This is a genomic window from Gemmatimonadaceae bacterium, assembly GCA_035533015.1.
Classification (GTDB): Bacteria; Gemmatimonadota; Gemmatimonadetes; order Gemmatimonadales; family Gemmatimonadaceae; genus JAGWRI01.
In genome coordinates this window covers 22,272-42,462 of record DATLUQ010000036.1, presented here as the reverse complement: position 1 = coordinate 42,462, position 20,191 = coordinate 22,272, and the positions used below count along the sequence as shown (strand labels likewise).

The window sequence follows — 20,191 nt, the reverse complement described above, 5'->3', positions numbered from 1 at the left end:
GCCCCTAGCCTTGCCGGTGGTCGTCGTCGCCGGTTCTGCGCAGAGCCCTCAGCGCCAGCCACGCCAGCACCACGGCCGAGAGCGACAGGAACCACACCGGAAGCAACAGGAGCTTGTGCTCCCAGCGCTGCTCACGGCTCGTATTCGCGGCGTTGTTCAGGTCCACGGACACCGAGCGCACCCGCCGGGCGAGATCGTCGACCTTCGCGAAATCGAGACTGTGCTGGGCCTGCGCGATCTGCAGGTAATACGTCAAGGCCGACTGATACCGGAACCGGTAATAGCCAACCTGACGGCCTGCGAGAGACAGCGCATCGACCGCCTGCCGCGCGGACTCCATGTCCAGACTCGCCTGGACCACGCTGTGCTGGAGGTCCACGCCCATCTGATGGAGCCGCGCGTCCGATGCGTGGCACTTGTCGCACGTCGCGCCGATCTTGTCGATGGGCACGCCCTCCGTGCCGTGGTTCGTGTGGCACGCCAGGCAGCCGCGCAGCTTGCCGACCCGGGACGCCGCGCCGTGTGGGCTCTGCTCGAACGCCTGGTCCACCAGCGCGTGACACTGCCCACAGACGCTCGCCACCTGCGTTCCCGTCGGCGGAAGGGCGGAGTGCGCGCCATGGCAGGAGATGCACGTCGGAGCTGCGAAGTTCTGGTGCTGGAACAGGGCCACCCCGTGCGCACTGCTGCGAAACTGTTCGAACTGGTCCGTGCGCAGGTGGTACTTCGCCATGAGCTTCTCGTCCGAATGGCAGTGCGCGCAGGTGCCCGGAATGTTGGTCGGGTACACCTGGCTGCGGGCGTCGTACGGCGGGTAGATGATGTGGGTCCCGTGGCAATCCGTGCACGTGGGTGCATCCGCGTTGTTCTGGCCGAACAACAGCTGGCCGTGGCGGCTCGTCCGGAACTGCGCGAGCTGTCCCGTGGGCAGACCGTACTCCCTCATCCGATTGGGGTCCGAATGGCACGAGCCGCACAGCTCGGCGGTCTGCACCTTGTTCGGCGAGCCGATGAAGTGACCCTGGTGGCCGCCCGGCAGCGTGCGCGCGTCGGCGTTTCCACCGTGGCAGTCGACGCAACGAACCCCGTGCTGGGAGTGAACGCCCATCGTCGCGGCCTCGCGCTGTCCTGCGTGGCAGGCGAGACAGCCGTTGGCCGTGTCCGCGCTCACCACGGTCCCCTGCGCCTGCGACGCTCGCGGGCCCAGGAGCAGGGTGGCGAGGACGGCGACTCCCATCAGGCTCCTGAATGCGGCGCCTCTCATTGCGGACCTCTGGGGCTCGAAGTGCCCGTGGGTTGCGCGGCCGGCTGCACGGGCGCGACGCGTGGCAGCGCGGGCCCCGGCATCGCCAGGGGCTGCTCGATCGGCGTCAACTCGCCGGATGCCAGGACCGGCACGGACCGCAGGTGCCATCCGGCGGCCCAGGCCACGGCGAACGCGAGAAAGAAGACCACCCCCAGGCTGGCCACGATCGGGCGTTGTCTCAGACGGCGCTCCGGCGATCGGTCGAACAGCGGCAGCAGCACCATCACGGCGCCGAGGAGCAGGTACGCCGCGAAGCCCCACCCGCCCAGGTAGTAGATCAGCGCGCGGGACACGTCGGCCACGATCCAGGTCGAGCGCAGCGACGCCGGCGGCTGTGCCGGGTTCGCCGGCGCCGCCACATCGCGCGGGTACAGGGCCGCCGCCGTGATCACGAGCGACAGGACCAGCACACCCACGATCAGCGAACGCAGAAAATGGTTCGGGAAGAACGGGACGCCGGATTCATCGCTTGGGCCGAGGTCCTCGGTCGCCGCCTCGGCCGGCGGCGCGACGCCGTGCTTTCGCACCAGAGTGAAATGCAGCATCAGCAGCGCGAGCGCGAGCCACGGCAACACGATGACGTGAATCGCGAAGAACCGGCTCAGCGTAGCGCCCGAGACGAGCGGGTCGCCCCGAAGGATCTCGACGAGGGCACCGCCGAACAGCGGCACGTGGCCGAGGATGGCCAGACCCTGCGTCACCGTCCAGTAGGCCCACTGATCCCACGGAAGCAGGTAGCCGGTGGCGCCGAACGCGAAGATGACGAACAACAGGAGCAGTCCGACGAGCCAGTTCGTCTCCCGCGGCGGCTTGTAGGCCGCACCGAAGAATACGCGGCCCATGTGGACCAGCGCCGCGAGCACGATCAGGTTGGCGGCCCAGACGTGCACATCCCGCATGAGCCAGCCCAGCGTGACGCCCGATACGATGTTTTGGATGCTCTGGTACGCTTCCTCCGCCGACGGCCGGTAGTAGAAGGAGAGCAGCACGCCGGTCACGACCAGCACCATGAACAGCAGGTACGTGATGCCGCCGAAGGCGTGCCTCCATCCGGCGTGGCGCGACAACCGGTGGCGCAGCGACTTGCGGAACGCCTGGTCGATGGGCAGACGCGTATCGATGCGCCCGTACAGCAGGCCCACGAACCGCAGGATGGCGAGCAGGCTGGCGTCCGTGCTTGCCTTCAGATCGTCCCAGAAGCGTTTCCCCCACGCCACGGTTGCCTCCCATGCACGCCCCAGCATCCTATGGCCTCCCCACGTAGACGATGCCGTCGCGGACGAACACGGGATACCGCTGGAGCGGCACCGTGGTCAGGCCCCGCACCACGTTGCCCTGCAGATCGTACACGATGTAGGTGCATGGAGAGAGGACCCGCAGCGAGGTCGGGTCCCAGTCCAGGATGCAGCCGTCGGTGGGCGACGTGCCCTGCAGCCCCGCGTAGGTCTTTTCCCCGGTCCGCACGACCAGGATGACCTGCTGCCCCCAGTCCACGACGCGGCTGGCGCCGACCGGGAGCTGCGCCTCGGGCGCCACGACGAACGCGGGCTGCAACTCCGCAAGCTGAAGACGTTCTGGTGGCAGGAGATAGAGGAATGCGGCCAGGGCGAGCCCGACCACCATCAGCACGACAATGCCGCCCAATAGATATTCGCTGAAGCCCGGCTCCCAGGGCGCATCGCCGGCTTCGGGCTCCGTCGTCGGGGACGTCACGGTCACACCGCTCCTCCCATGCGAGATCTCATCGATGCGATCCGGAATGAAGTCGTAAGCGCCAAGCTCCTCGGCGTCCCACGCGCCGTCGGGGCCGTGCTCGCTCCTGGCTCGACGGCTCCCAGGGGACCCGCGCCTCAACCTACCCCCCACCCGGTAGAGGTCTGTCGGGTAAATCCTGACTCTCTGTCGGGCCGGCTCTAGGCGCCGCGGGGAATCCGCCCGACGCCATCCGGGCGTCCGGCGCCACTGTTGCCGCGCATCGCGATGCTCGAGTTCCTCCGCCGACCGTTCACGCGCGGGCGCGGTAGCCCAGTATCCGCGCCAGGCCGGGCACGTGGCGAAGGAGCTGCGCCAAAGCCAGCGTTCCGGCCAGCGAGCTCGCGAACAGGACCGTGAACTTCACTCCCACTCCGACCCGTGCGGGCCACTGCACGATCACGTACGCCAGCGCGACGATCACCGGCTGGTGCACCACGTACCAGGCGAACCCGTTTGCGCGCCCCACGGCGATCGCCCGATTCTCCACGCGCAGCCACCGGCGGCCCGCCCCCAGCACGGCCACCATGCAGGCCCACGCGTCGACGGCGTACAGCGTCCAGAACACGAGATAGCTCGGCGAATACGGGGGCGGCAGTCGTGAGGGCAGGGCCCCCGCCCAGACGAGGGCGGCGAGCAGACACGAGAGCGCGGCCCCCGCGGCCGCGAGACCCTTCCAGTACCGGTCGATGGCCGCGCCCAGCGTCGGCGCGCCGGCGAGCACGAAGCCGTACACGAACGCCACCAGCAGCAGCGCGTGGTTGGCCCAATCCGTGCTCAGCATGTGGCGCTCCGGGAACAAGCCCCAGAGCAGTTCGCGCTCGAGGACCAGTGGCAGGGCGAGCGCCAGCAGTCCGATGCTGCTGCCGCTCAGGCGCGCGAGTCGCTGCATCTTGAGTTCACCCGCGGCGGTCTGCCAGTACCGGAAGAGCGGAAGCGCGATCACGGAGTATGCGAACAGATGTGCCAGGAACCACAGGTGGTGCCACGACAGGTTGCCCTGCGGGTAGATGCCCTGGAAGAAGTGCGGAATGAACTGCACGAACGACCCACTGAACTGGCCGCGCAGTCGCCGCTCCAGGTACACCTGGGGGGGCACGAAGAGCAGCGTGCCGACCACGAGCGGCAGGAGCAGCCGGTTGACGCGTTCCCTGATGAATACGCCGCTCCCCCGCGTGCGCAGCGAGTACCAGGTGGCGGCGCCGGACAGCACGAAGAACAGCGGCATGATCCAGGGCGCCATGAGCGCCGCCAGGGCGCCCGCCCACGGCGCGCGCACCGCATTCGTGATGTGCCACTCGTCGGCCGGATTGAACACCTCGCACACATGCACGACAAACACGCCGGCCAGCGCCGCCACACGCAGCGCGTCCACGTAGATCAGACGCGGTTCGGGAGCCGCGGCGCCGCCCCGTGGGGGGACGCCGCCTTCAGGGGCCGGTTGGGGGGCGACGCTGTTCGTCATCATGGAGCATGCGCACTGCGGGCGTATCGAGATCGTCGAACTGCCCGCGATTGGTGGCCCACACGAATGCCGCAACGGCCGCGCCGACGACGAGCAGCGCCAATGGCACCACGATATAGATGACGCTCACGCTCCGCCTCCTTCAAACGTGCGGGCGCGCCACGAGCTCATCACCACGGTCAGCGAACTGGCCGGCATCATCAGCGCCGCGATCAGCGGATCGAGCACGCCGGCCATGGCGAGCCCCGCACCCACGATGTTGTACAGTAGGGAGAACGCCAGATTGCGGCGAATCACCCGCATCGTCCGCTCGGCTCCTCGCACCAGTTCGACCAGCGGCGCCAGCCCCGGCCGTGTCAGATAGACGTCGGCGGTCGCGAGGCACGCCTCCGCGCCGCCGTGCACGCCCACCCCCACCGATGCGGCGGCGATCGCGCCCGCATCGTTCACCCCGTCGCCCACCATCACCACGGCCCGCCGAGTGTCGCGCCGCGCCGCCTCGACGACACGCAACTTGTCCTCCGGCGCCGCGCCGCCGGTGCACGCCTCATCCGCGAGCCCCAGGGCGCGACCCACCGACGCCACCACCATCGGTGCGTCGCCCGACAGGAGCGCCACGTCCCATCCACGCGACCTGAGCGCGGCAATGGACCTCGCGGCGTCGGGGCGCACCGGGTCGCCCAGACCCGCGGCGGCGACGATCGTCCCGTCCACGGCGACGAGCACCGGCGTGAGATCGGAGGGCAGAGTGACCGCCGGAGATTCGCCGTCGGCCCGAGCACGCACGAACGCCGGCGCGCCCACCACGACGCTCCGGCCCTGAACCCACCCCGAAATGCCGCCCCCCAGGGCGTGGACCGTTCTGCCTGCGGGCGGGGCCGCCACGCCCGGCCAAGCGGTGCGGAACCCCGCGGCGATCGGGTGCGTGGACTCGGCCTCGAGCGCCAGCACCAGCGGCTTCACCCAGTCGGGCCCCTCCCAATGCACGAGCGCCGTCTGACCCGCCGTCACCGTGCCCGTCTTGTCGAGCAGCAGCCGTCCGGGACGCGCCAGCGTCTCCAGCGCGTCTCCCCCTTTGATGAAGATTCCGGCCCGCGCCGCACGGCCAATCGCGACCGACACCGCCAGCGGCGTGGACAGCGCCAACGCGCACGGGCAGGTCACGATGAGCAGGGCAATGGCGTTGTCCACGGCCCGCGACGGATCGCGCAGTTCCCAGATCACGAATGTGATGGCAGCGAGCGCGAGCACGACGGCCACGAACCAGGCCGCCATGCGATTCGCCGTCTGCACTACCGGTGCGCGGCGGCGGCCGCTCTCCTCCACCTGCTGCAGCAGTCGGGCGACGCGGCTCGATTCACCGGCCCGCTCCACGCGCACGAGGATGGGCGACGACAGATTCACGGTCCCGGCGAACACGCCGGCCCCCACTCCCGCCGACACGGGGCGCGACTCGCCGGTGAGCAGCGCCGTGTCCAGCTGCGACCGGCCAGCGGTGATCACGCCGTCGGCGGCCAGCGTCTCGCCGGGCCGCACTTCGAATTCCATGTCCGGCAACAGCGCCTCGGCCGGCACCATGCGCGTCGCGCCGCCGGGCTCGATGACGCGCGCGGAGGAGGGGGTGAGCGAGTAGAGGAGTTCGGCGCCGTCGGCCGCCGCCCGCTGGCCGCGCTGCTGCAGATAGCGGCCCACGAGGAGCAGGAAGATCAGCAGCGCCAAGCCGTCAAAGTAGATCGGTCCGCTGTCGCGGATCGTGTTGATCGCGCCTTGCGTATAGCCCACGGCAAGGCCAAGGGCCACGGGTACGTCCATGTGGAGCGTGCGCGTGCGGAGCGCCGACCACGCGCCGGAAAAGAAGATCCGGCCGGGCCAGAACAGGGCTGGCGTGACGAGCAGCAGACTCAACCAGCGGAAGAACAGCTGCCATTGGTGCTCCATCCTCCCGCCCCAACCCGCGTAGAGCGCAAAGGCAGCGAGCATGATGTTGCCGGCGATGGCGCCCGCAACCCCGATGCGCACGAGCATGGCGCGGTCCTCGCGCCGCCGTATGGCCTCGCGCTGCACGCCGCGGAACGGGTGGGGCGGGTACCCCAGCGAGTCGAGCATACGGGCCACCCGCGAGAGGGGTACGGTGGCGGGGTCCCACTCCACGCGGGCCAGCGAGCGCCGGATCTCCAGCTCGGCGCGGGCCACGCCCGGCAGGAGGAGCGGGACGCGCTCCACGAGCCACACGCACGACGCGCAGTGTACGCCCTCCAGGTAGAGGTCGACCTGGGCCCGCCCGCCCGGCAGCGGCCGGATATATAATTTCTGGAATGCCTCGTGGTCGAACTCCTCGTAGGCGCGGCCCGTGGGGCTGACCGACGCGCCCCGCGGCGCGCCCAGCCGGTAGTACTGATCCAGCCCGTGCTCGTGGAGGATCTCGTACGCCGCTTGGCAGCCCGTGCAGCAGAACTGGTGCGGCGCTCCGGGCTCGACGAGCCCGCTCGGTACCGGGAGCCCGCAGTGCGTGCAGGTCACCTCCGACGGCGCTTCGGCGCGGGCGCCCGCCGGGGGCGCCAGCGCGGCGCGTTCAGTGGCCTGCATGGCTCGAGTCCATCGCCGTCGCTTGGGGCGCAGCCGCGGCGGTCGGAGCGCCGGCGTGCATGCGCATGTTCATGGCGGGCGGATGGACGCGTCCGGCAATCGAGAGAAGCCCAAGCACCAACACCAACGCCGCACTCGCCAGCGGGAGCCGCCGAGCCACGGGCCCTAGCAGCCGCTGAGCCCCCAGCCCGAGCCCGAGCAGCACCGGCACGGTGCCCAGCCAGAACGCGAGCATCACGCCGGCGCCGCCAAGCCCACTGCCGGTTCCGCCGGCGGTGACGACGAACGTGTACAGCCAGCCGCAGGGCAGGAGCGTCGTCAATAGCCCGGTGACGGCGGCGCGGGCTACCGGTGGACGGTCGCGCATGGCGACGAGTGCGGCGCCAAGCCGGCGCTTCGCCCACTCCGGCGCCAGCGTGCCCGGCACCCGCATGCCAAGCGACGCGGCCATGATGCCTAGTGCCCAAGCCACCATCAGCGTGCCCGCCAGGATGGCGGCCCCTCGGCTCATCCCGGCGAACCGGCCCAGGTCGTCGACGCGAGCGCCGATCGCACCGGCCACGATTCCCAGCACTACGTACGACACGAGGCGGCCGCCGTTGTACGCGACGTGGGCGGGAAGATTGGCAAGCCCGCGTGGTGTCGAGGCGCCGGCGTACACGCACACGAAACCACCGCACATCGCCGCGCAGTGGATGCTGCCCACCAGGCTGGCGACGAGGACGCCCAAGAGCAGGGTCACGTCCCGTTTCCCGCCGCCACGGCCTCGACGCGCGACGTCGCGGTGAATCGCTGGCTGCCCCGCGTCACGTCGAACTGCAACTCCCACACCCCGCCATGCGTGACGGGGAGACGCACGTTGTAGCCGGCGAAATCCCGCGTCAGCGTGGTGTCGATGACGTCGTTGGCGCGCGCGTTGAAGAACGCCGCGACCTTCACCGTCGCGTCGCGGATCTCGACGCCCGACGCGTCGCGCAGCGTGATCTGGAGCAATGCCCCGCCGCGCGGGGTGTAGGCGGCGAGTTCGGGCGACAGGTGCCAGCCGAGCGCGAGATTCTGGCGCTCCTGCGCCATCGTGCTGTCCCAGTCCACCGCCTTCTGATAGTAGTTGGGCTCGATGGCGAACGAGGGATCGTCGTTGGCCACGCGGTACATCCACCCGTTGAGGCCTACCGTGGCGGCGAGGATCGCGGCCACGGCAATGGGCCACCCAGCTCCGCGCTTCATCTGCTATCCCCTCCCGCGCCGCGCTCGGCGTCGCCGTGGTCATCGTGGTCGCCGTGCTCGGGACCCACGAGACGGTACGGCACGTCGCCACTGAATCCCGCGCCGTCGGTGACGTGGACGGATATGTTGCGCCGCCCGTCGTGAAACGCCGTGGCCGGGAGCAGCACGAACAGCGCCATCTCGTCGGTCTCACCGGCAGCCACGGCCATGGGATCGTCCGGCGCGATCACCGATCCGTCGTTCACGCCTGCGATGTTCACCTGGTACACGTGATCCTGGTTCGAGCGATTGGTGATCTTGACGCGCAGTTGGTTGGCCACGCGTCCGTCGGCTTCGATCACGAAGGGCTCGCCCATGCCGCGCAGCACGGTTACGTCGGCGGAGGATTTGGTTCCCAGGGCGAACAGGAATCCTCCAAAGGTGACGGCGAGCGCCATCGGGTAGAGCACGACGCGCGGGCGCAGCTTGCGCACCTCGGCGCCCTCGAGGGCGGCTTGGGACGAATAGCGAATGAGACCGAGCGGTTTGCCGACGCGGGCCATGATGTCGTCGCACGCGTCCGCGCACTGGGTGCAGTGGATGCACTCCATCTGCAGCCCGTCACGGATGTCGATGCCCGTGGGGCAGGTGAGCACGCAAGCGCCGCAATCGATGCAGTCGCCGGCGCCAGTGCGGTCCTTGCCGCGGGCCCGCGGCTCGCCGCGCTTGCGGTCGTAGGCCACGATCAGCGATTGCCGGTCGAGGAGCACCGACTGGAACCGGCCGTAGGGGCAGGCGACGAGGCAGGTCTGCTCGCGAAACCAGCTGAAGTCGGTCATGATGCCGAACGTCGTGAGCGCCATGATGGCAAACGAGGTCGGGTGATCGACGGGCGAGCGCTGCACCCACATCACGAGGCGATCGATCCCCACGAAGTAGGCCAGGAACGTGTGGGCGAGAAATAGCGACAGCAGCAGGTAGACGCCGTGCTTGGCCATCCGCCGGGCGCGCAGCTGGCCGCGCACGCCCTGGCGATCGAGCTGCAGGGCCCCGCTGCGGCCTCCCTCGAACAGCCGCTCGATGGGACGGAACAGGAACTCCATGTACACCGTCTGCGGGCAGCTCCACCCGCACCAGACCCGGCCAGCCAGCGCAGTCATCAGAAAGATCCCGATGAGGATGCTGGCCATCAGCAGCATGAGGAGCAGCGTGTCGGTGGGCAGGAAGGTCGTGCCGAACAAGGTGAATTGCCGGTCGGGAAGGTCGAGCAGCACGACGGGCTTCCCGCTCATCCGCAGATACGGGAGGATGAAGAACACGAACATGAGCCCGTACGCCACCGCGCGCCGCCGGCGCCAGAACTTGCCGGGCGAGGGCCTGGGTCGGATCCAGCGGCGAGATCCGTCGACGTTGAGCGTCGGAAGGACGCGGTCGGTGGCGGCAGGCGGGGCGGTCATTCCGGGCGAGCGACCTTCACGCCTTGTGGCGGCTTGGGATTGGGTGGGTTGGTGCCGTGGAGTGCGTAGTACACGTATACGGCGACGTCGTTGATCTGCTCCGGCTTGAGGATCTTGCCCCAGTTCGGCATGCCCTTGTCGAGCACGCCGTTGGTGATGGTCCGATGGACGTCCACCACGGTTCCGCCGTGGAGCCAGTAGTCGTCGGTGAGATTCGGGCCGATGACCCCGCCGCCGTCGGGGCGGTGGCACGGGGCGCAATTCGTGACGAACACTTCTTTGCCGGCGGTGAGCGCCTGCGGATTCTTGCCCAGCGCGGCAAGGGTGGTGGCATCGCCCGCCGTCGAGGGCGGCGGGAAGCGCTTGACCGCTGCGGCCACCGACGCGTTGTAGTCGGCAATCCGGCCCGGCCCGCGCAGCACGTGCCACGGATCGAGTCCGTACACGATCGCGAAAACGATCGTGGCCCAGAAGATCCAGACCCACCACCGCGGCATCGGGTTGTCGTATTCCTGGATGCCGTCATAATTGTGTTCGAGCAGGCGGTCCTGATCGCGATTACTGGTCGGCATGGTCGGTTGACCGGTCGAGGGGCGTATTGGAGGTGAACCGCGCCACGCCGTCCTCGAGCGGCAGATGGGCCTCGTGCTCCCAGGTGGAGCGCTTGGCCAACAGCACACGGGCGAGAATCGCGAGGAACACGGCGAGGAAGATGATGAGGGCGATGTCGGCGTAGATGTGCAGACCGGCACCGGCCACGACGTCGGACAACGACTTCATGGAGTGCCGCCCCCGGCCGTCTTTCCGACGGCCGCCGCCGGCGCTGCCTCGACGGCGGTCGCGACCGGTGGCGCCGAGACGTGCGTGGCGTCCCAGCCCAGCCGCTGCAGATAGGCCACGAGGGCGACGATCTCCTTGCCTTGCAGGTTGGCCGGGCCGCCCTGCTGCGCGATCGTATCGGCGATCAGCGCCGCCTGCGCCTTCGCCATCCTCGGCGCATTCCCCGCGATCACGGCGCTCCCGTAGGGCACGCCGAGCATGGCCATGGCGTCGACCTTGCGCTGGATCGACGCGAAGTCGAGGTCGTCGGTGAGCAGGAATCCGTATGGCGGCATGATCGATTTGGGCGTGATCGACCGCGGGTCCTGCATGTGGCGCACGTGCCAGAGGTCGGGATACTTTCCGCCCTCGCGCGCCAGGTCGGGCCCGATGCGCCGCGATCCCCACAGGAACGGATGGTCGTACACGAATTCGCCGGGCTTCGAGTACTCGCCGAACCGTTCGGTCTCCCAGCGGAAGGGCCGGATCATCTGCGAGTGGCAGTTGAAGCACCCTTCGCGAACGTAGAGGTCGCGGCCCGCCAGTTCGAGCGGCGTATACGGTTTGACCGACGAGATCGTCGGCACGTTCTCGCGGATCAGGAAGGTGGGAATGATCTCGAACAGCGAGGCCACGGCCACGGCGACGATCACCATCACGGTGAACAGCAGCCAGCGGCCCTCCCACACGCGGTGCCAGTCGAGGCGCGTGAATCGCGCCCAGGCGCCCTGCGGTGCGGCGTTCGGCGTCTCGCGCACGCGCTCCGGGGCGAGCGGCGCTGCCTGGATCACCGGCACGTCGTACACGGCGGGCCGGTTGCGCCACGTCATGAGGATGTTCCAGCCGAACATGAACATGCCGACCATGTAGAAGCCGCCGCCGATGGCACGCATCCACCACATCGGAATGACCCGGACGACGGTCTCGATCCAATCCGGATACGCGAGGCGCCCGGTCTGGTCGAACGCCCGCCACATCAGGCCTTCGGTGACCCCGGCGCTGTAGATCGCCACGACGTACAGGAGGATGCCGAAGCTCCCGATCCAGAAGTGCCATTCGGCCAGCTTCTTGCTGTAGAGCTTGGTCTGGAACAGCCGTGGCAGCAGCCAGTAGATCATCCCGAACGTCATGAAACCGTTCCACCCCAGCGTGCCCGTGTGGACGTGGGCGATCACCCAGTCGCTGTAATGCGCGAGCGCGTTGACGCTCTTCACCGAGAGCATCGGCCCTTCGAACGTCGACATGCCATACGCCGTCACGGCGACTACGAAGAACTTGAGCACCGGATCTTCCACGACCTTGTTCCATGCGCCGCGCAGCGTGAGCAGGCCGTTGATCATGCCGCCCCAGGACGGCATCCACAGCATGACCGAGAACGCCATGCCGAGCGTGGATGCCCACTCGGGAAGCGCGGTGTAGTGGAGATGGTGGGGGCCGGCCCAGATGTAGATGAAGACCAGCGACCAGAAGTGAAGAATCGACAGCTTGTATGAGTAGATCGGGCGCTCGGCGGCCTTGGGCAGGAAGTAGTACATCAGCCCGAGGAATGGCGTGGTGAGGAAGAAGGCCACGGCGTTGTGGCCGTACCACCACTGCATGAATGCGTCCTGCACGCCGGCGTAGATCGAGTAGCTCTTGAACCATCCGGCCGGCACCGAGAGGTTGTTGAAGATGTGCAGGATGGCGACGGTGATGATGCTGGCGATGTAGAACCAGAGCGCCACGTACAGATGCCGCTCGCGGCGCTTCTTGAGTGTGCCGAAGAAATTGACGGCGAACACCACCCACACCACGGCGATCGCGATGTCGATGGGCCATTCGAGTTCGGCATACTCCTTGGCCTGCGTGAACCCCATCGGCAGCGTGATCGCGGCCGCGACGATGATCGCCTGCCACCCCCAGAAGTGGAAGCGCCCCATGAAGTCGGAGAACATCCGCGTCTTGCACAGGCGCTGCGTGGAGTAGTACGCACCCGTGAAGAACGCATTGCCGGCGAACGCGAAGATGACGGCGTTGGTATGCAGTGGACGTAGACGCCCGAAGGAGAACCAGGGCGCGACGTCCAGCGACGGCATGACGAGCTGGACGGCGATGACGAGCCCCACCAGCATGCCGACCAGCCCCCACACGAAGGTGGCGACCATGAACTTGCGAACGATGTCGTCGTCGTACGAGAAGGAGTCCAGAGCGACGGATGCACCGCGGGTCGTGGACGGCGCGCGCGCGACGCCGCCGGAGCGGGCGTCCGCTGCACCTTCGGGAAGCATCATCGGGAGGGGGTCCGGTGAGGGGCTATGATGTCGCGATCGCACACCGCAGGCGCGACCTAGGCCCAACCTGTCGGTGCAGGCCAATCGCCGCATTCGGCAGTTTCCCCCATCCCGTACGGGATTTCCCTGACCCCGGCGACTTGCCGGGACTTCCCCTACTCCGCGCGGGACGCGATAGCTTCCATAGATATGACCATCACCGAATTCACGTCCCCGCCCTCAGACCCGATCATCATTCAGGGCGGCATGGGCGCGGGCGTTTCCAACTGGATGCTCGCTCGCGCGGTGTCGCTCCGCGGACAGCTCGGCGTCGTCTCGGGCACCGTGATCGATACCATCTTCGTGCGGCGCCTCCAGGATGGCGACCACGGCGGGCACCTCCGCCGCGCCATGGCGCAGTTTCCCTGTCCGCCCGTGGCCGAAGCCGCGCTCACGCGCTACTTCCACCCCGAGGGACGCGCACCCGGCACACCCTACAAGGCGCTCCCCACGTACAAGCAGGTGGTGAGCGCCGCAAGGCAGCAGCTCACCGTGCTGGCGAGTTTCGTGGAAGTGTGGCTGGCCAAGGAAGGGCACCAGAATCCCGTTGGCATCAACGTGCTCACCAAGGTGCAGTTACCCAACCTGGCCACGCTGTACGGCGCGATGCTGGCCGGCGTGGACGTGGTGCTCATGGGGGCCGGTATTCCGCGCGAGATCCCCGGGGCGCTCGACGCGATGGCCCTGCATCAGCCGGCCGTGATCCGGATGGACGTGGAAGGCGGGGGTGATGCCGAGTACCTGACCTTCGATCCCGGCGAGCACGGCGCGATGCGGGTGACGCTCAAACGACCCAAGTTCTATCCCATCGTATCGGCCAACTCGCTGGCCACGACGCTGGCCCGCAAGGCCAATGGGCGGGTGGACGGGTTCGTGATCGAAGGGCCCACGGCAGGTGGGCACAACGCGCCGCCCCGTGGCGAAATGCGCCTGTCGGCGTCCGGGGAGCCGCTGTACGGCGAGCGCGACGCGGTGGATCTCGCCAAGATTCGCGAGCTCGGGCTTCCGTTCTGGCTGGCCGGCGGCACGGGCTCGCCCGAGGGACTGCGCGCCGCGCTCGATGCGGGCGCGGCCGGCATCCAGGTGGGAACGTTATTTGCGTTCGCAGATGAATCGGGCGTCGTCCCCGGGCTCAAGGAGGAAGTGCTGGCGGGCGTGAATCGCGGCGACGTTCGTGTGCGCACCGATCCGCGCGCGTCGCCCACCGGCTACCCCTTCAAGCTGGTGGAACTGGATGGCGGAACGTACCAGACGCCCGACCGCGAACGCGTATGCGACCTCGGGTATCTGCGGGTCGCCTACCGCACGGACACCGGCGGCATCGGCTACCGGTGTCCCGCCGAACCGGTCGATGCATACGTGGCCAAGGGCGGCACCGCCGACGAGACCCACGGCCGGCGCTGCCTGTGCAACGCGTTGCTGGCCAACATCGGCCACGCGCAGGTCCGCCCCCGGTGGGACGACGAATTGCCCCTGCTCACCAGCGGAGACGACCTCGTGGGCATGGCGCCCTTTCTGCGCGGCCGCACGCGATACAGCGCGGGCGACGTGCTGGATTACCTCCTGGCCGGAGTTACCGTCGACGCCGCTTCCCGAGCAACCGCTGGAGCCTGAGTCGTTCCTCGCGCTCCCGTTCTTCGAGATCGCGGCGCACGGCGGTTATCTGTGACTCCAGCGTGGGCGCCACCCGCTGCTCCAGCGTGCGAAGTCGCCGCGACGTGGTCGCCACGGCGTCGCCCAACCGACGCACGCGCTGCTCTCGCGGGGCGGCGTCGATGAGCAGTTCGGCGAAGATCTCGTAGCGGCGCGCCGCCTCCTCCACCGCCACCCCGACATCCCCCGGCGCCAGTCCACGGGCGTCGAGCGTGCGCTGCAGGACCGGACGTTCGATCACGTCGCTCACCGCCAGCCCCCACACCCGCGCCGGCCGCACCTCCACGCGCGGATCGCCCGGCGGCCACGACATGGCCGACAATCCGGAGATGCCGTGGATGGCCAGGGCGGCGGAGAGCGACTCCGCGGCCGCGTTGGCGCTGTCGGCCAGCTGCTGACGCACGTCCGCCGCGGGGCGGGCGAGCTTGAACAGTTCGGCCACCAGCGCTTCACGCTTGCGCCGGGTGAGCGACGCGCCCTTGGCCACGAGCGCCAGGCGGCGGCGCGCGCCGAGCAGGCCCGCCCGCGTGGACGTGATCCGGCCGCCGGCGCTCACGATGGTTCCTCGTGCTGGGCCACGGCGGCTTGCCGCGCCTCGATGGTCCGGTCGCCGAGGCGCATGAGGTCGTCGCGCGGCAGCGTCTCGAGCAGCGCCCACCCGCGTTCGAATGTCTGGTCGATGGTGCGCCTCCCGTCGGGCTGCCCCACGAACTCCCGCTCGAACCGGTCGGCAAAGACGAGGGCGCGCCGGTCGGCGTCGGGCAGCCCGGACTCGCCGACGATGGCCGCCATGCTCCGCGCCTCGCGGCCGCGCGCGTACGTGGCGTACAGCTGGTCGCTCCATTCGCGATGCTCTGGCCGCGTGTGCCCCGCGCCGACGCCCGCGTTCATGAGCCGCGACAATGATGGCAGGACGTCGATCGGCGGCGCGATGCCGGCCCGATGAAGATCGCGCGACAGGACGAGCTGGCCCTCGGTGATGTAGCCGGTGAGATCGGGAATCGGATGCGTGATGTCGTCGTCCGGCATGGTCACGATCGGGATCTGCGTGATGGACCCTGGCTTCCCCGCGATGATCCCGGCTCGTTCGTAGATCGTGGCGAGGTCGGTGTACATATACCCCGGATACCCGCGACGCCCCGGGATCTCCTCGCGCGCCGTGGCGATCTCGCGCAGCGCCTCGCAATAGTGCGTCATGTCGGCAATCACGACGAGGACGTGGATGCCGCAATCGAAGGCCAGGTACTCGGCGGTCGTCAGCGCCAGCCGCGGTGCCAGAATACGCTCGATGGCCGGATGGGCCGCCTCGTTCAGGTAGAGGACGGTACGCGGCATCGCTCCGCTCGTCCGCACACGATCGAGAAACTCGTGTGTCTCGCGCGCCGTGATGCCGATACCGGCGAACACCACCGCGAAGGGCTCCCCGCGCGGTGCTCGTGCCCACTCGACGATGCGCGCCGCCAGGTCGAGCGCCGGTAGCCCGGGGCCGCCGAACACGGGCAGCTTCTGTCCGCGGACCAGCGTGTTCATGGCGTCGATGGCGCTGACGCCGGTTTCGATGAAGTCACTCGGCCGCGCGCGGCGCATCGGATTGATCGGCGCGCCGTTGGTGGGTCGCACGGCGTCGCCCACCGGCGCCGGAAGCCCGTCCACGGGTGCGCCGTGTCCGTCAAAGGCGCGGCCGAGCAATTCCCGCCCGACGACGGTGTTGGCAACGTCGCCGGTCAGCACGACCTCGACGCGATCGGGCGCCAGCCCCACGGTGCTGTCGAGGAGTTGGATGCTGGTGATGCCTTCGCCGGCATCGATCACCTGCCCGCGCCGGTCGGGTTGGCCTGGCAGGCACACCCGCACCCATTCGCCGAGGGCAACACGGCGCGTGTGCTCCAGGAACAGCAGGGGGCCAGCGGCCGAGGCCGCGCCGTGATAGGTCCGTTCGGGGGCGATGCTCATGCGGTATCTCGCGTGGCCGTGCTCGGAGCGAGCGCGCGTGCGGCGGCCCGTGCATCCGCCGTGCGTTGCTCCCGTTCTTCCTCGGGTGCGTCACGCAGTGCGGCGAGCGCCCTTCGAACAGGGCCGAAGTCGAGCTTGGCGAATGAGACACCGGTGCCGAGTGCCGCCGCGCCCGACGTGTGCGCTTCGAGTGCGCACGACGCGAGCGCGTAGGTCTTGGCCACCGAGGAACTGGCGTCGTGCGGGTGAAAGGCATTCTGCCTGAGCAGGATCTCGCGCACCATGGCGGCGCAGTCCAACGTCAGGCGGTCGGCATCCTCGAGGGCGTCGGGGCCAACGAGACTGGCGATGTCGCGTAGTTCGCGCTCGTGCTGGATGAGCCGCATCAGGCCGGCCCGCACGGCGGCCCAGTCGGCGCCGCCCTCCGTGGCGAACCAGTCGGCGATGCGGTCCCCGTACAGGGAGTAGCTCGTCTCCCAATCCACGGCCGGGAAGTGTCGCTGGTGGGCGAGGGCGGAGTCGAGGGCCCACATAGCGCCGGCCACCCGAAGCGATGCCTGCGTGACGGGCTCGGAGAAGTCGCCGCCGGGCGGAGAAACCGCGCCGATGATCGTCACCGCGCCATCGCGCGCGGGCGCGCCCAGCGCGCGGCCGCGTCCGGCGCGCTCGAAGAACTCGCCAAGTCGGCTGGCGAGGTACGTGGGATAGCCCTCTTCGCCCGGCATCTCCTGGAGGCGGGCCGACATTTCACGCAGCGCTTCGGCCCAGCGCGACGTGCTGTCGATCATCAGCGCCACACGGCATCCCTGATCGCGGAAGTACTCGGCGATCGTGACGCCGAAGTAGATGCTGGCCTCGCGCGCGGCCACAGGCATGTTGGACGTGTTGGCAACGAGAACGGCGCGCTCCATGAGCGGGTGCCCGGTCCGCGGGTCGACGAGGGCGGGGAATTCCGTGAGGACGTCCGTCATCTCGTTCCCACGTTCGCCGCATCCCACGTATACGATGATGTCCGCCTCGGCGTGTTTGGCCAGCGACTGCTCGATGATCGTCTTGCCGGTGCCGAAGCCGCCCGGCACGACGGCGTTGCCGCCCTCGGCGACGGGAAAGAACAGGTCGAACACCCGCTGGCCGGTGACGAACGGGCGTTCGTAGCCGAGGCGCGCGGCCAGCGGTCGCGGCACCCGCACCGGCCACCGGTGCGCGAGATGGAGCAGGGTGCCGTCGTCGAGCGCGCCGATCGGCTCGCCCACGCGGTACGAGCCGCTGGCGATGCGCGCGATGCGGCCGCTCAGGTTCGGGGGCACGAGGATCCGGTGCGTGAACCCGAGTCGCTCGGGCGTCGTGCCCAACAGATCGCCGGGGCCGACCTGGTTCCCCACGGCGGCAGTGGCCGTGAAGCTCCAGAGGTCGCCCGGATCCAGCGTATCGGCGGCCGCGCCGGGGCCGATGAAATCTCCGGTGGCTTCGGCCACGCGGGCCAGGGGGCGGCCAACTCCATCCAGGACGGCGCCGAGCAAGCCGGGCCCCAACTGTGCGGTGAGGGTGACGCCGGAGAATTCGACCGGAGCGTCGAGCCGGAGCCCAGTCGTATCTTCGTATACCTGGAGTGTGGCCACGTCGTGCTCGACCCGCACGACCTCGGCGAGCAGGCGGTGGGCACCCACGTACGCAAGTTCATATAGCGCCGGGGCACACGGACGGGCCTCGACCAGGGCCCCGGCGATGCGCGTGATGACGGCGGTCATTGGAGCCTCACGCGGTACCCGATCGCACGCCGCAGCAGCTCGAGAATATAGGTCTCGGCGCGTTCTGGAAGCCCGCCCCACGTGGCGCGCGGCATCGGGACGACGATCGGCAGCGCCCGGGTCTCGAGGTCGTGACGAAACGACGCCGGGAACCCGTCGAACAGCGGCTGCTCGACCAGCAGAATGCCCAGCTCAGGCTGGTCCACGATCTCGGCCACGCGGTCGGCGGCATCGGCCGACGTGGCGGCGTCGTCGGCCGGCAGTCCGGCCAGCCGGAGCCCGGCCGCCACCGCGGGGGTGGCCACGGCCCGCACCCGGTAGCTCATGCGGCCGCCTCCTCGTATGCCCGCACGCGCAGGTCCGTCGGCACGCCGAGCGCCAACTGCCACAGCGTGCGCCGCAGCGCCCGCTGTTCCGCCCGCACGCGCAGAATATATAAGATGACGAAGGACAGCCCGAGAGGAGCGTGCAGGCCGCGGGTCCGGAACTCACCGATCAGCGCCGTGAGTGCCGCGTCATCCGGGTCATGAGGGCGGGGCGAGAGCGCCGCCGCGAGCGCGGTCCCGGCGGCACGGCGCGCCAGTCGCGCCACGAGCCTCGCGGCGCTCTTCGTGTCCACGGCGTATCGAAGGTCGTCCACCGCCACCAGCCTGCCACCGGGCAGAAACACGGCATCGGGGCTCGCGTCGGCGTGCTGTTCGGCGAGCAGACGCGCTGCCCAGTAGTTCTGGAGGTCGATCGTGCGCTCCACGTAGTGCCGCAGCGCGGCATCCGCCCGGACCCCTGCCTCACATGCCCGGACGGCCCACGCCCGACCGATCGCCTGGTCGAGCGCGAATAGGTCCGGGCGCTCCCGGCGTGCCGCCTCGGCTACGGCGCGGCCGAACGGATGGCCAAGGGCGAGCAGGGCCGCGCCGATCGCGCCCACGTCATTGAGCAGGGCCAACTCGTCCAGCGCGCGCGCTGGTAGGGCAGCGGTCGGGATAAGCCCGGCGGTGCGCATCTCGTGTGGCACGTGCCCCAGTGCGCCGCGGAGAATGGCGCGGAGCGAGCGGCGGTCCTCGTCTTCCAGAAGCGGTTGGAGCACATCCCCACAGTCCCGGCTCCAGCGCGCGAGCACGGCGAACCGGCGTGCTGCGACGCGACGGATCGCGACCTCGGTCGCGTGCTCGTCCGGGGCTGGTGCATTGGGCGGAAACGCCAGATACCCGAGGCGCACGAGCGCATCGGTGAAATCCCGCCGATCCTCGGATCCGGCCAGCGAGCGCAGGGTGCCGGGCGCCAAGAGATGCCCCGACAGGCCGCGGGCGCGGGCGACGAGCGCCCCCCAGGCGTTCACCGGGCCGGCGCCTCGAGCAGGTGCACGGCTTCGATCTGGAGCGTGGGGCGCAGGCGGCGAAGCCGCGCGCCGAAGGTCGCGTCCACGCGCACCGTGGCGGCGCGGTTCTCGATCAGGGCTCCGAGAGGTACCGCGTCGTCCACCGTGATCGTCGTGTCGGGCCGCCCGAGCGAAGCCAGTGCGGCCTCTACCGCAGCACGAGCGGCCGTGGCGCACCGCACGTGAACGGCGGCAGCGTCGACGAACGGCAGCGCGTCGGCCAGCAGCGGCGCCAGGCGCTGGGCCAGGTCCGGTGCGCGCTCCAGCGCCTGCAGCTCGCGCTCGGCGGCCGCGAACACGCGGTCGAGGAATACCGCGCGCGCCGTGAGCACGCCGAGCAAGGTCTGTTGAGCAACCTCCGCCTGCGCCGACTCGCGCTGGCGCGCCAGGGCGCGCTCGCGTTCGCCGACTGCGTCGACGCGCTGGCGTTCGCGGCGCGTGGCAGCCGCGGTCGTCACCCGATCCGCTTCGGCGCGCGCGTCGGCGAGGCGCGCCGCCGCGGTGGCTGCCGCGTCGCGCCCGATCTGCTCCAGCAGCGGGCCGGCCTCGGCCGGCACGG

19 protein-coding genes are annotated in these 20,191 nt (G+C 69.6%); 1 reads left to right on the top strand and 18 read right to left on the bottom strand.

Going from position 1 to position 20,191, the window contains the following annotated elements; genetic code table 11:
- Positions 1-4: 4 nt before the first annotated feature.
- The 12 genes from VNF92_07430 to ccoN all read right to left on the bottom strand — a co-directional run bounded on the left by VNF92_07430 (position 5) and on the right by ccoN (position 12,861).
- Positions 5-1,237, bottom strand: a complete 1,233-nt coding sequence (locus VNF92_07430; GenBank protein ID HVA57704.1) for a hypothetical protein — start codon at positions 1,235-1,237, stop codon at positions 5-7.
- A gap of 23 nt (positions 1,238-1,260) precedes the next feature.
- Positions 1,261-2,550, bottom strand: coding sequence for a cytochrome b N-terminal domain-containing protein (locus tag VNF92_07425; protein ID HVA57703.1), 1,290 nt, complete (start codon positions 2,548-2,550; stop codon positions 1,261-1,263).
- A 1-nt stretch (position 2,551) separates the two neighbouring features.
- Positions 2,552-3,025, bottom strand: coding sequence for a Rieske (2Fe-2S) protein (locus tag VNF92_07420; protein HVA57702.1), 474 nt, complete (start codon positions 3,023-3,025; stop codon positions 2,552-2,554).
- Positions 3,026-3,311: 286 nt separating this feature from the next.
- Positions 3,312-4,526 carry an acyltransferase gene (locus VNF92_07415; protein HVA57701.1) on the bottom strand — a complete coding sequence of 405 codons (1,215 nt, stop codon included), beginning with the start codon at positions 4,524-4,526 and terminating at the stop codon, positions 3,312-3,314.
- A complete protein-coding gene (gene ccoS / locus VNF92_07410; GenBank protein HVA57700.1) occupies positions 4,489-4,653 on the bottom strand; it encodes a cbb3-type cytochrome oxidase assembly protein CcoS in 165 nt (54 codons plus the stop codon). The genes VNF92_07415 and ccoS overlap by 38 nt, the downstream gene beginning before the upstream one ends.
- Entirely contained in the window at positions 4,650-7,109 is a 2,460-nt protein-coding gene (locus VNF92_07405; GenBank protein ID HVA57699.1) for a heavy metal translocating P-type ATPase, read from the bottom strand. Before VNF92_07405 ends, ccoS begins: the two co-directional genes overlap by 4 nt.
- Positions 7,096-7,851 carry a sulfite exporter TauE/SafE family protein gene (locus VNF92_07400; protein HVA57698.1) on the bottom strand — a complete coding sequence of 252 codons (756 nt, stop codon included), beginning with the start codon at positions 7,849-7,851 and terminating at the stop codon, positions 7,096-7,098. The genes VNF92_07405 and VNF92_07400 overlap by 14 nt, the downstream gene beginning before the upstream one ends.
- Complete coding sequence (locus VNF92_07395; protein ID HVA57697.1) at positions 7,848-8,336, bottom strand: FixH family protein; 489 nt, start codon at positions 8,334-8,336, stop codon at positions 7,848-7,850. Before VNF92_07395 ends, VNF92_07400 begins: the two co-directional genes overlap by 4 nt.
- Positions 8,333-9,772, bottom strand: a complete 1,440-nt coding sequence (gene ccoG / locus VNF92_07390; protein HVA57696.1) for a cytochrome c oxidase accessory protein CcoG — start codon at positions 9,770-9,772, stop codon at positions 8,333-8,335. The genes VNF92_07395 and ccoG overlap by 4 nt, the downstream gene beginning before the upstream one ends.
- Positions 9,769-10,344 (bottom strand): cbb3-type cytochrome c oxidase N-terminal domain-containing protein, encoded by a 576-nt coding sequence (locus VNF92_07385; GenBank protein HVA57695.1) that lies wholly within the window; start codon positions 10,342-10,344, stop codon positions 9,769-9,771. The genes ccoG and VNF92_07385 overlap by 4 nt, the downstream gene beginning before the upstream one ends.
- Positions 10,331-10,552 carry a hypothetical protein gene (locus tag VNF92_07380; protein ID HVA57694.1) on the bottom strand — a complete coding sequence of 74 codons (222 nt, stop codon included), beginning with the start codon at positions 10,550-10,552 and terminating at the stop codon, positions 10,331-10,333. The genes VNF92_07385 and VNF92_07380 overlap by 14 nt, the downstream gene beginning before the upstream one ends.
- Positions 10,549-12,861 (bottom strand): cytochrome-c oxidase, cbb3-type subunit I, encoded by a 2,313-nt coding sequence (ccoN, locus tag VNF92_07375; protein HVA57693.1) that lies wholly within the window; start codon positions 12,859-12,861, stop codon positions 10,549-10,551. Before ccoN ends, VNF92_07380 begins: the two co-directional genes overlap by 4 nt.
- 189 nt (positions 12,862-13,050) lie before the next feature.
- Here ccoN and VNF92_07370 point away from each other — a divergent pair, with 189 nt between their 5' ends.
- Positions 13,051-14,514: a nitronate monooxygenase gene (locus VNF92_07370; GenBank protein ID HVA57692.1), complete on the top strand. Its 1,464-nt coding sequence runs from the start codon at positions 13,051-13,053 to the stop codon at positions 14,512-14,514.
- On the opposite strand, the gene VNF92_07365 is transcribed toward VNF92_07370, so the two are convergent.
- The 6 genes from VNF92_07365 to VNF92_07340 are packed head-to-tail and all read right to left on the bottom strand — an operon-like array spanning position 14,474 to position 20,189.
- Positions 14,474-15,109: a V-type ATP synthase subunit D gene (locus tag VNF92_07365; protein ID HVA57691.1), complete on the bottom strand. Its 636-nt coding sequence runs from the start codon at positions 15,107-15,109 to the stop codon at positions 14,474-14,476. The genes VNF92_07370 and VNF92_07365 overlap by 41 nt on opposite strands.
- The gene (locus VNF92_07360) at positions 15,106-16,506 is read right to left on the bottom strand and encodes a V-type ATP synthase subunit B (GenBank protein ID HVA57690.1); all 1,401 of its coding nucleotides are present in this window, start codon (positions 16,504-16,506) and stop codon (positions 15,106-15,108) included. The genes VNF92_07365 and VNF92_07360 overlap by 4 nt, the downstream gene beginning before the upstream one ends.
- Positions 16,503-18,254: a V-type ATP synthase subunit A gene (locus VNF92_07355; protein ID HVA57689.1), complete on the bottom strand. Its 1,752-nt coding sequence runs from the start codon at positions 18,252-18,254 to the stop codon at positions 16,503-16,505. Before VNF92_07355 ends, VNF92_07360 begins: the two co-directional genes overlap by 4 nt.
- Positions 18,251-18,580, bottom strand: a complete 330-nt coding sequence (locus VNF92_07350; GenBank protein HVA57688.1) for a V-type ATP synthase subunit F — start codon at positions 18,578-18,580, stop codon at positions 18,251-18,253. Before VNF92_07350 ends, VNF92_07355 begins: the two co-directional genes overlap by 4 nt.
- The gene (locus VNF92_07345; GenBank protein HVA57687.1) at positions 18,577-19,593 is read right to left on the bottom strand and encodes a V-type ATPase subunit; all 1,017 of its coding nucleotides are present in this window, start codon (positions 19,591-19,593) and stop codon (positions 18,577-18,579) included. Before VNF92_07345 ends, VNF92_07350 begins: the two co-directional genes overlap by 4 nt.
- Complete coding sequence (locus tag VNF92_07340; GenBank protein HVA57686.1) at positions 19,590-20,189, bottom strand: V-type ATP synthase subunit E family protein; 600 nt, start codon at positions 20,187-20,189, stop codon at positions 19,590-19,592. Before VNF92_07340 ends, VNF92_07345 begins: the two co-directional genes overlap by 4 nt.
- Positions 20,190-20,191 lie beyond the last annotated feature (2 nt).

Bases quoted from the DNA above. Each gene is read 5' to 3' on its own strand.
- VNF92_07350 (HVA57688.1), bottom strand. From the start codon at position 18,580: ATGAGCTACCGGGTGCGGGCCGTGGCCACCCCCGCGGTGGCGGCCGGG.
- VNF92_07405 (HVA57699.1), bottom strand. From the start codon at position 7,109: ATGCAGGCCACTGAACGCGCCGCGCTGGCGCCCCCGGCGGGCGCCCGC.
- VNF92_07355 (HVA57689.1), bottom strand. From the start codon at position 18,254: ATGACCGCCGTCATCACGCGCATCGCCGGGGCCCTGGTCGAGGCCCGT.
- VNF92_07430 (HVA57704.1), bottom strand. From the start codon at position 1,237: ATGGGAGTCGCCGTCCTCGCCACCCTGCTCCTGGGCCCGCGAGCGTCG.
- VNF92_07385 (HVA57695.1), bottom strand. From the start codon at position 10,344: ATGCCGACCAGTAATCGCGATCAGGACCGCCTGCTCGAACACAATTAT.
- VNF92_07370 (HVA57692.1), top strand. From the start codon at position 13,051: ATGACCATCACCGAATTCACGTCCCCGCCCTCAGACCCGATCATCATT.
- ccoG (HVA57696.1), bottom strand. From the start codon at position 9,772: ATGACCGCCCCGCCTGCCGCCACCGACCGCGTCCTTCCGACGCTCAAC.
- VNF92_07360 (HVA57690.1), bottom strand. From the start codon at position 16,506: ATGAGCATCGCCCCCGAACGGACCTATCACGGCGCGGCCTCGGCCGCT.
- VNF92_07395 (HVA57697.1), bottom strand. From the start codon at position 8,336: ATGAAGCGCGGAGCTGGGTGGCCCATTGCCGTGGCCGCGATCCTCGCC.
- VNF92_07415 (HVA57701.1), bottom strand. From the start codon at position 4,526: ATGATGACGAACAGCGTCGCCCCCCAACCGGCCCCTGAAGGCGGCGTC.
- VNF92_07380 (HVA57694.1), bottom strand. From the start codon at position 10,552: ATGAAGTCGTTGTCCGACGTCGTGGCCGGTGCCGGTCTGCACATCTAC.
- ccoN (HVA57693.1), bottom strand. From the start codon at position 12,861: ATGATGCTTCCCGAAGGTGCAGCGGACGCCCGCTCCGGCGGCGTCGCG.
- VNF92_07425 (HVA57703.1), bottom strand. From the start codon at position 2,550: ATGCTGGGGCGTGCATGGGAGGCAACCGTGGCGTGGGGGAAACGCTTC.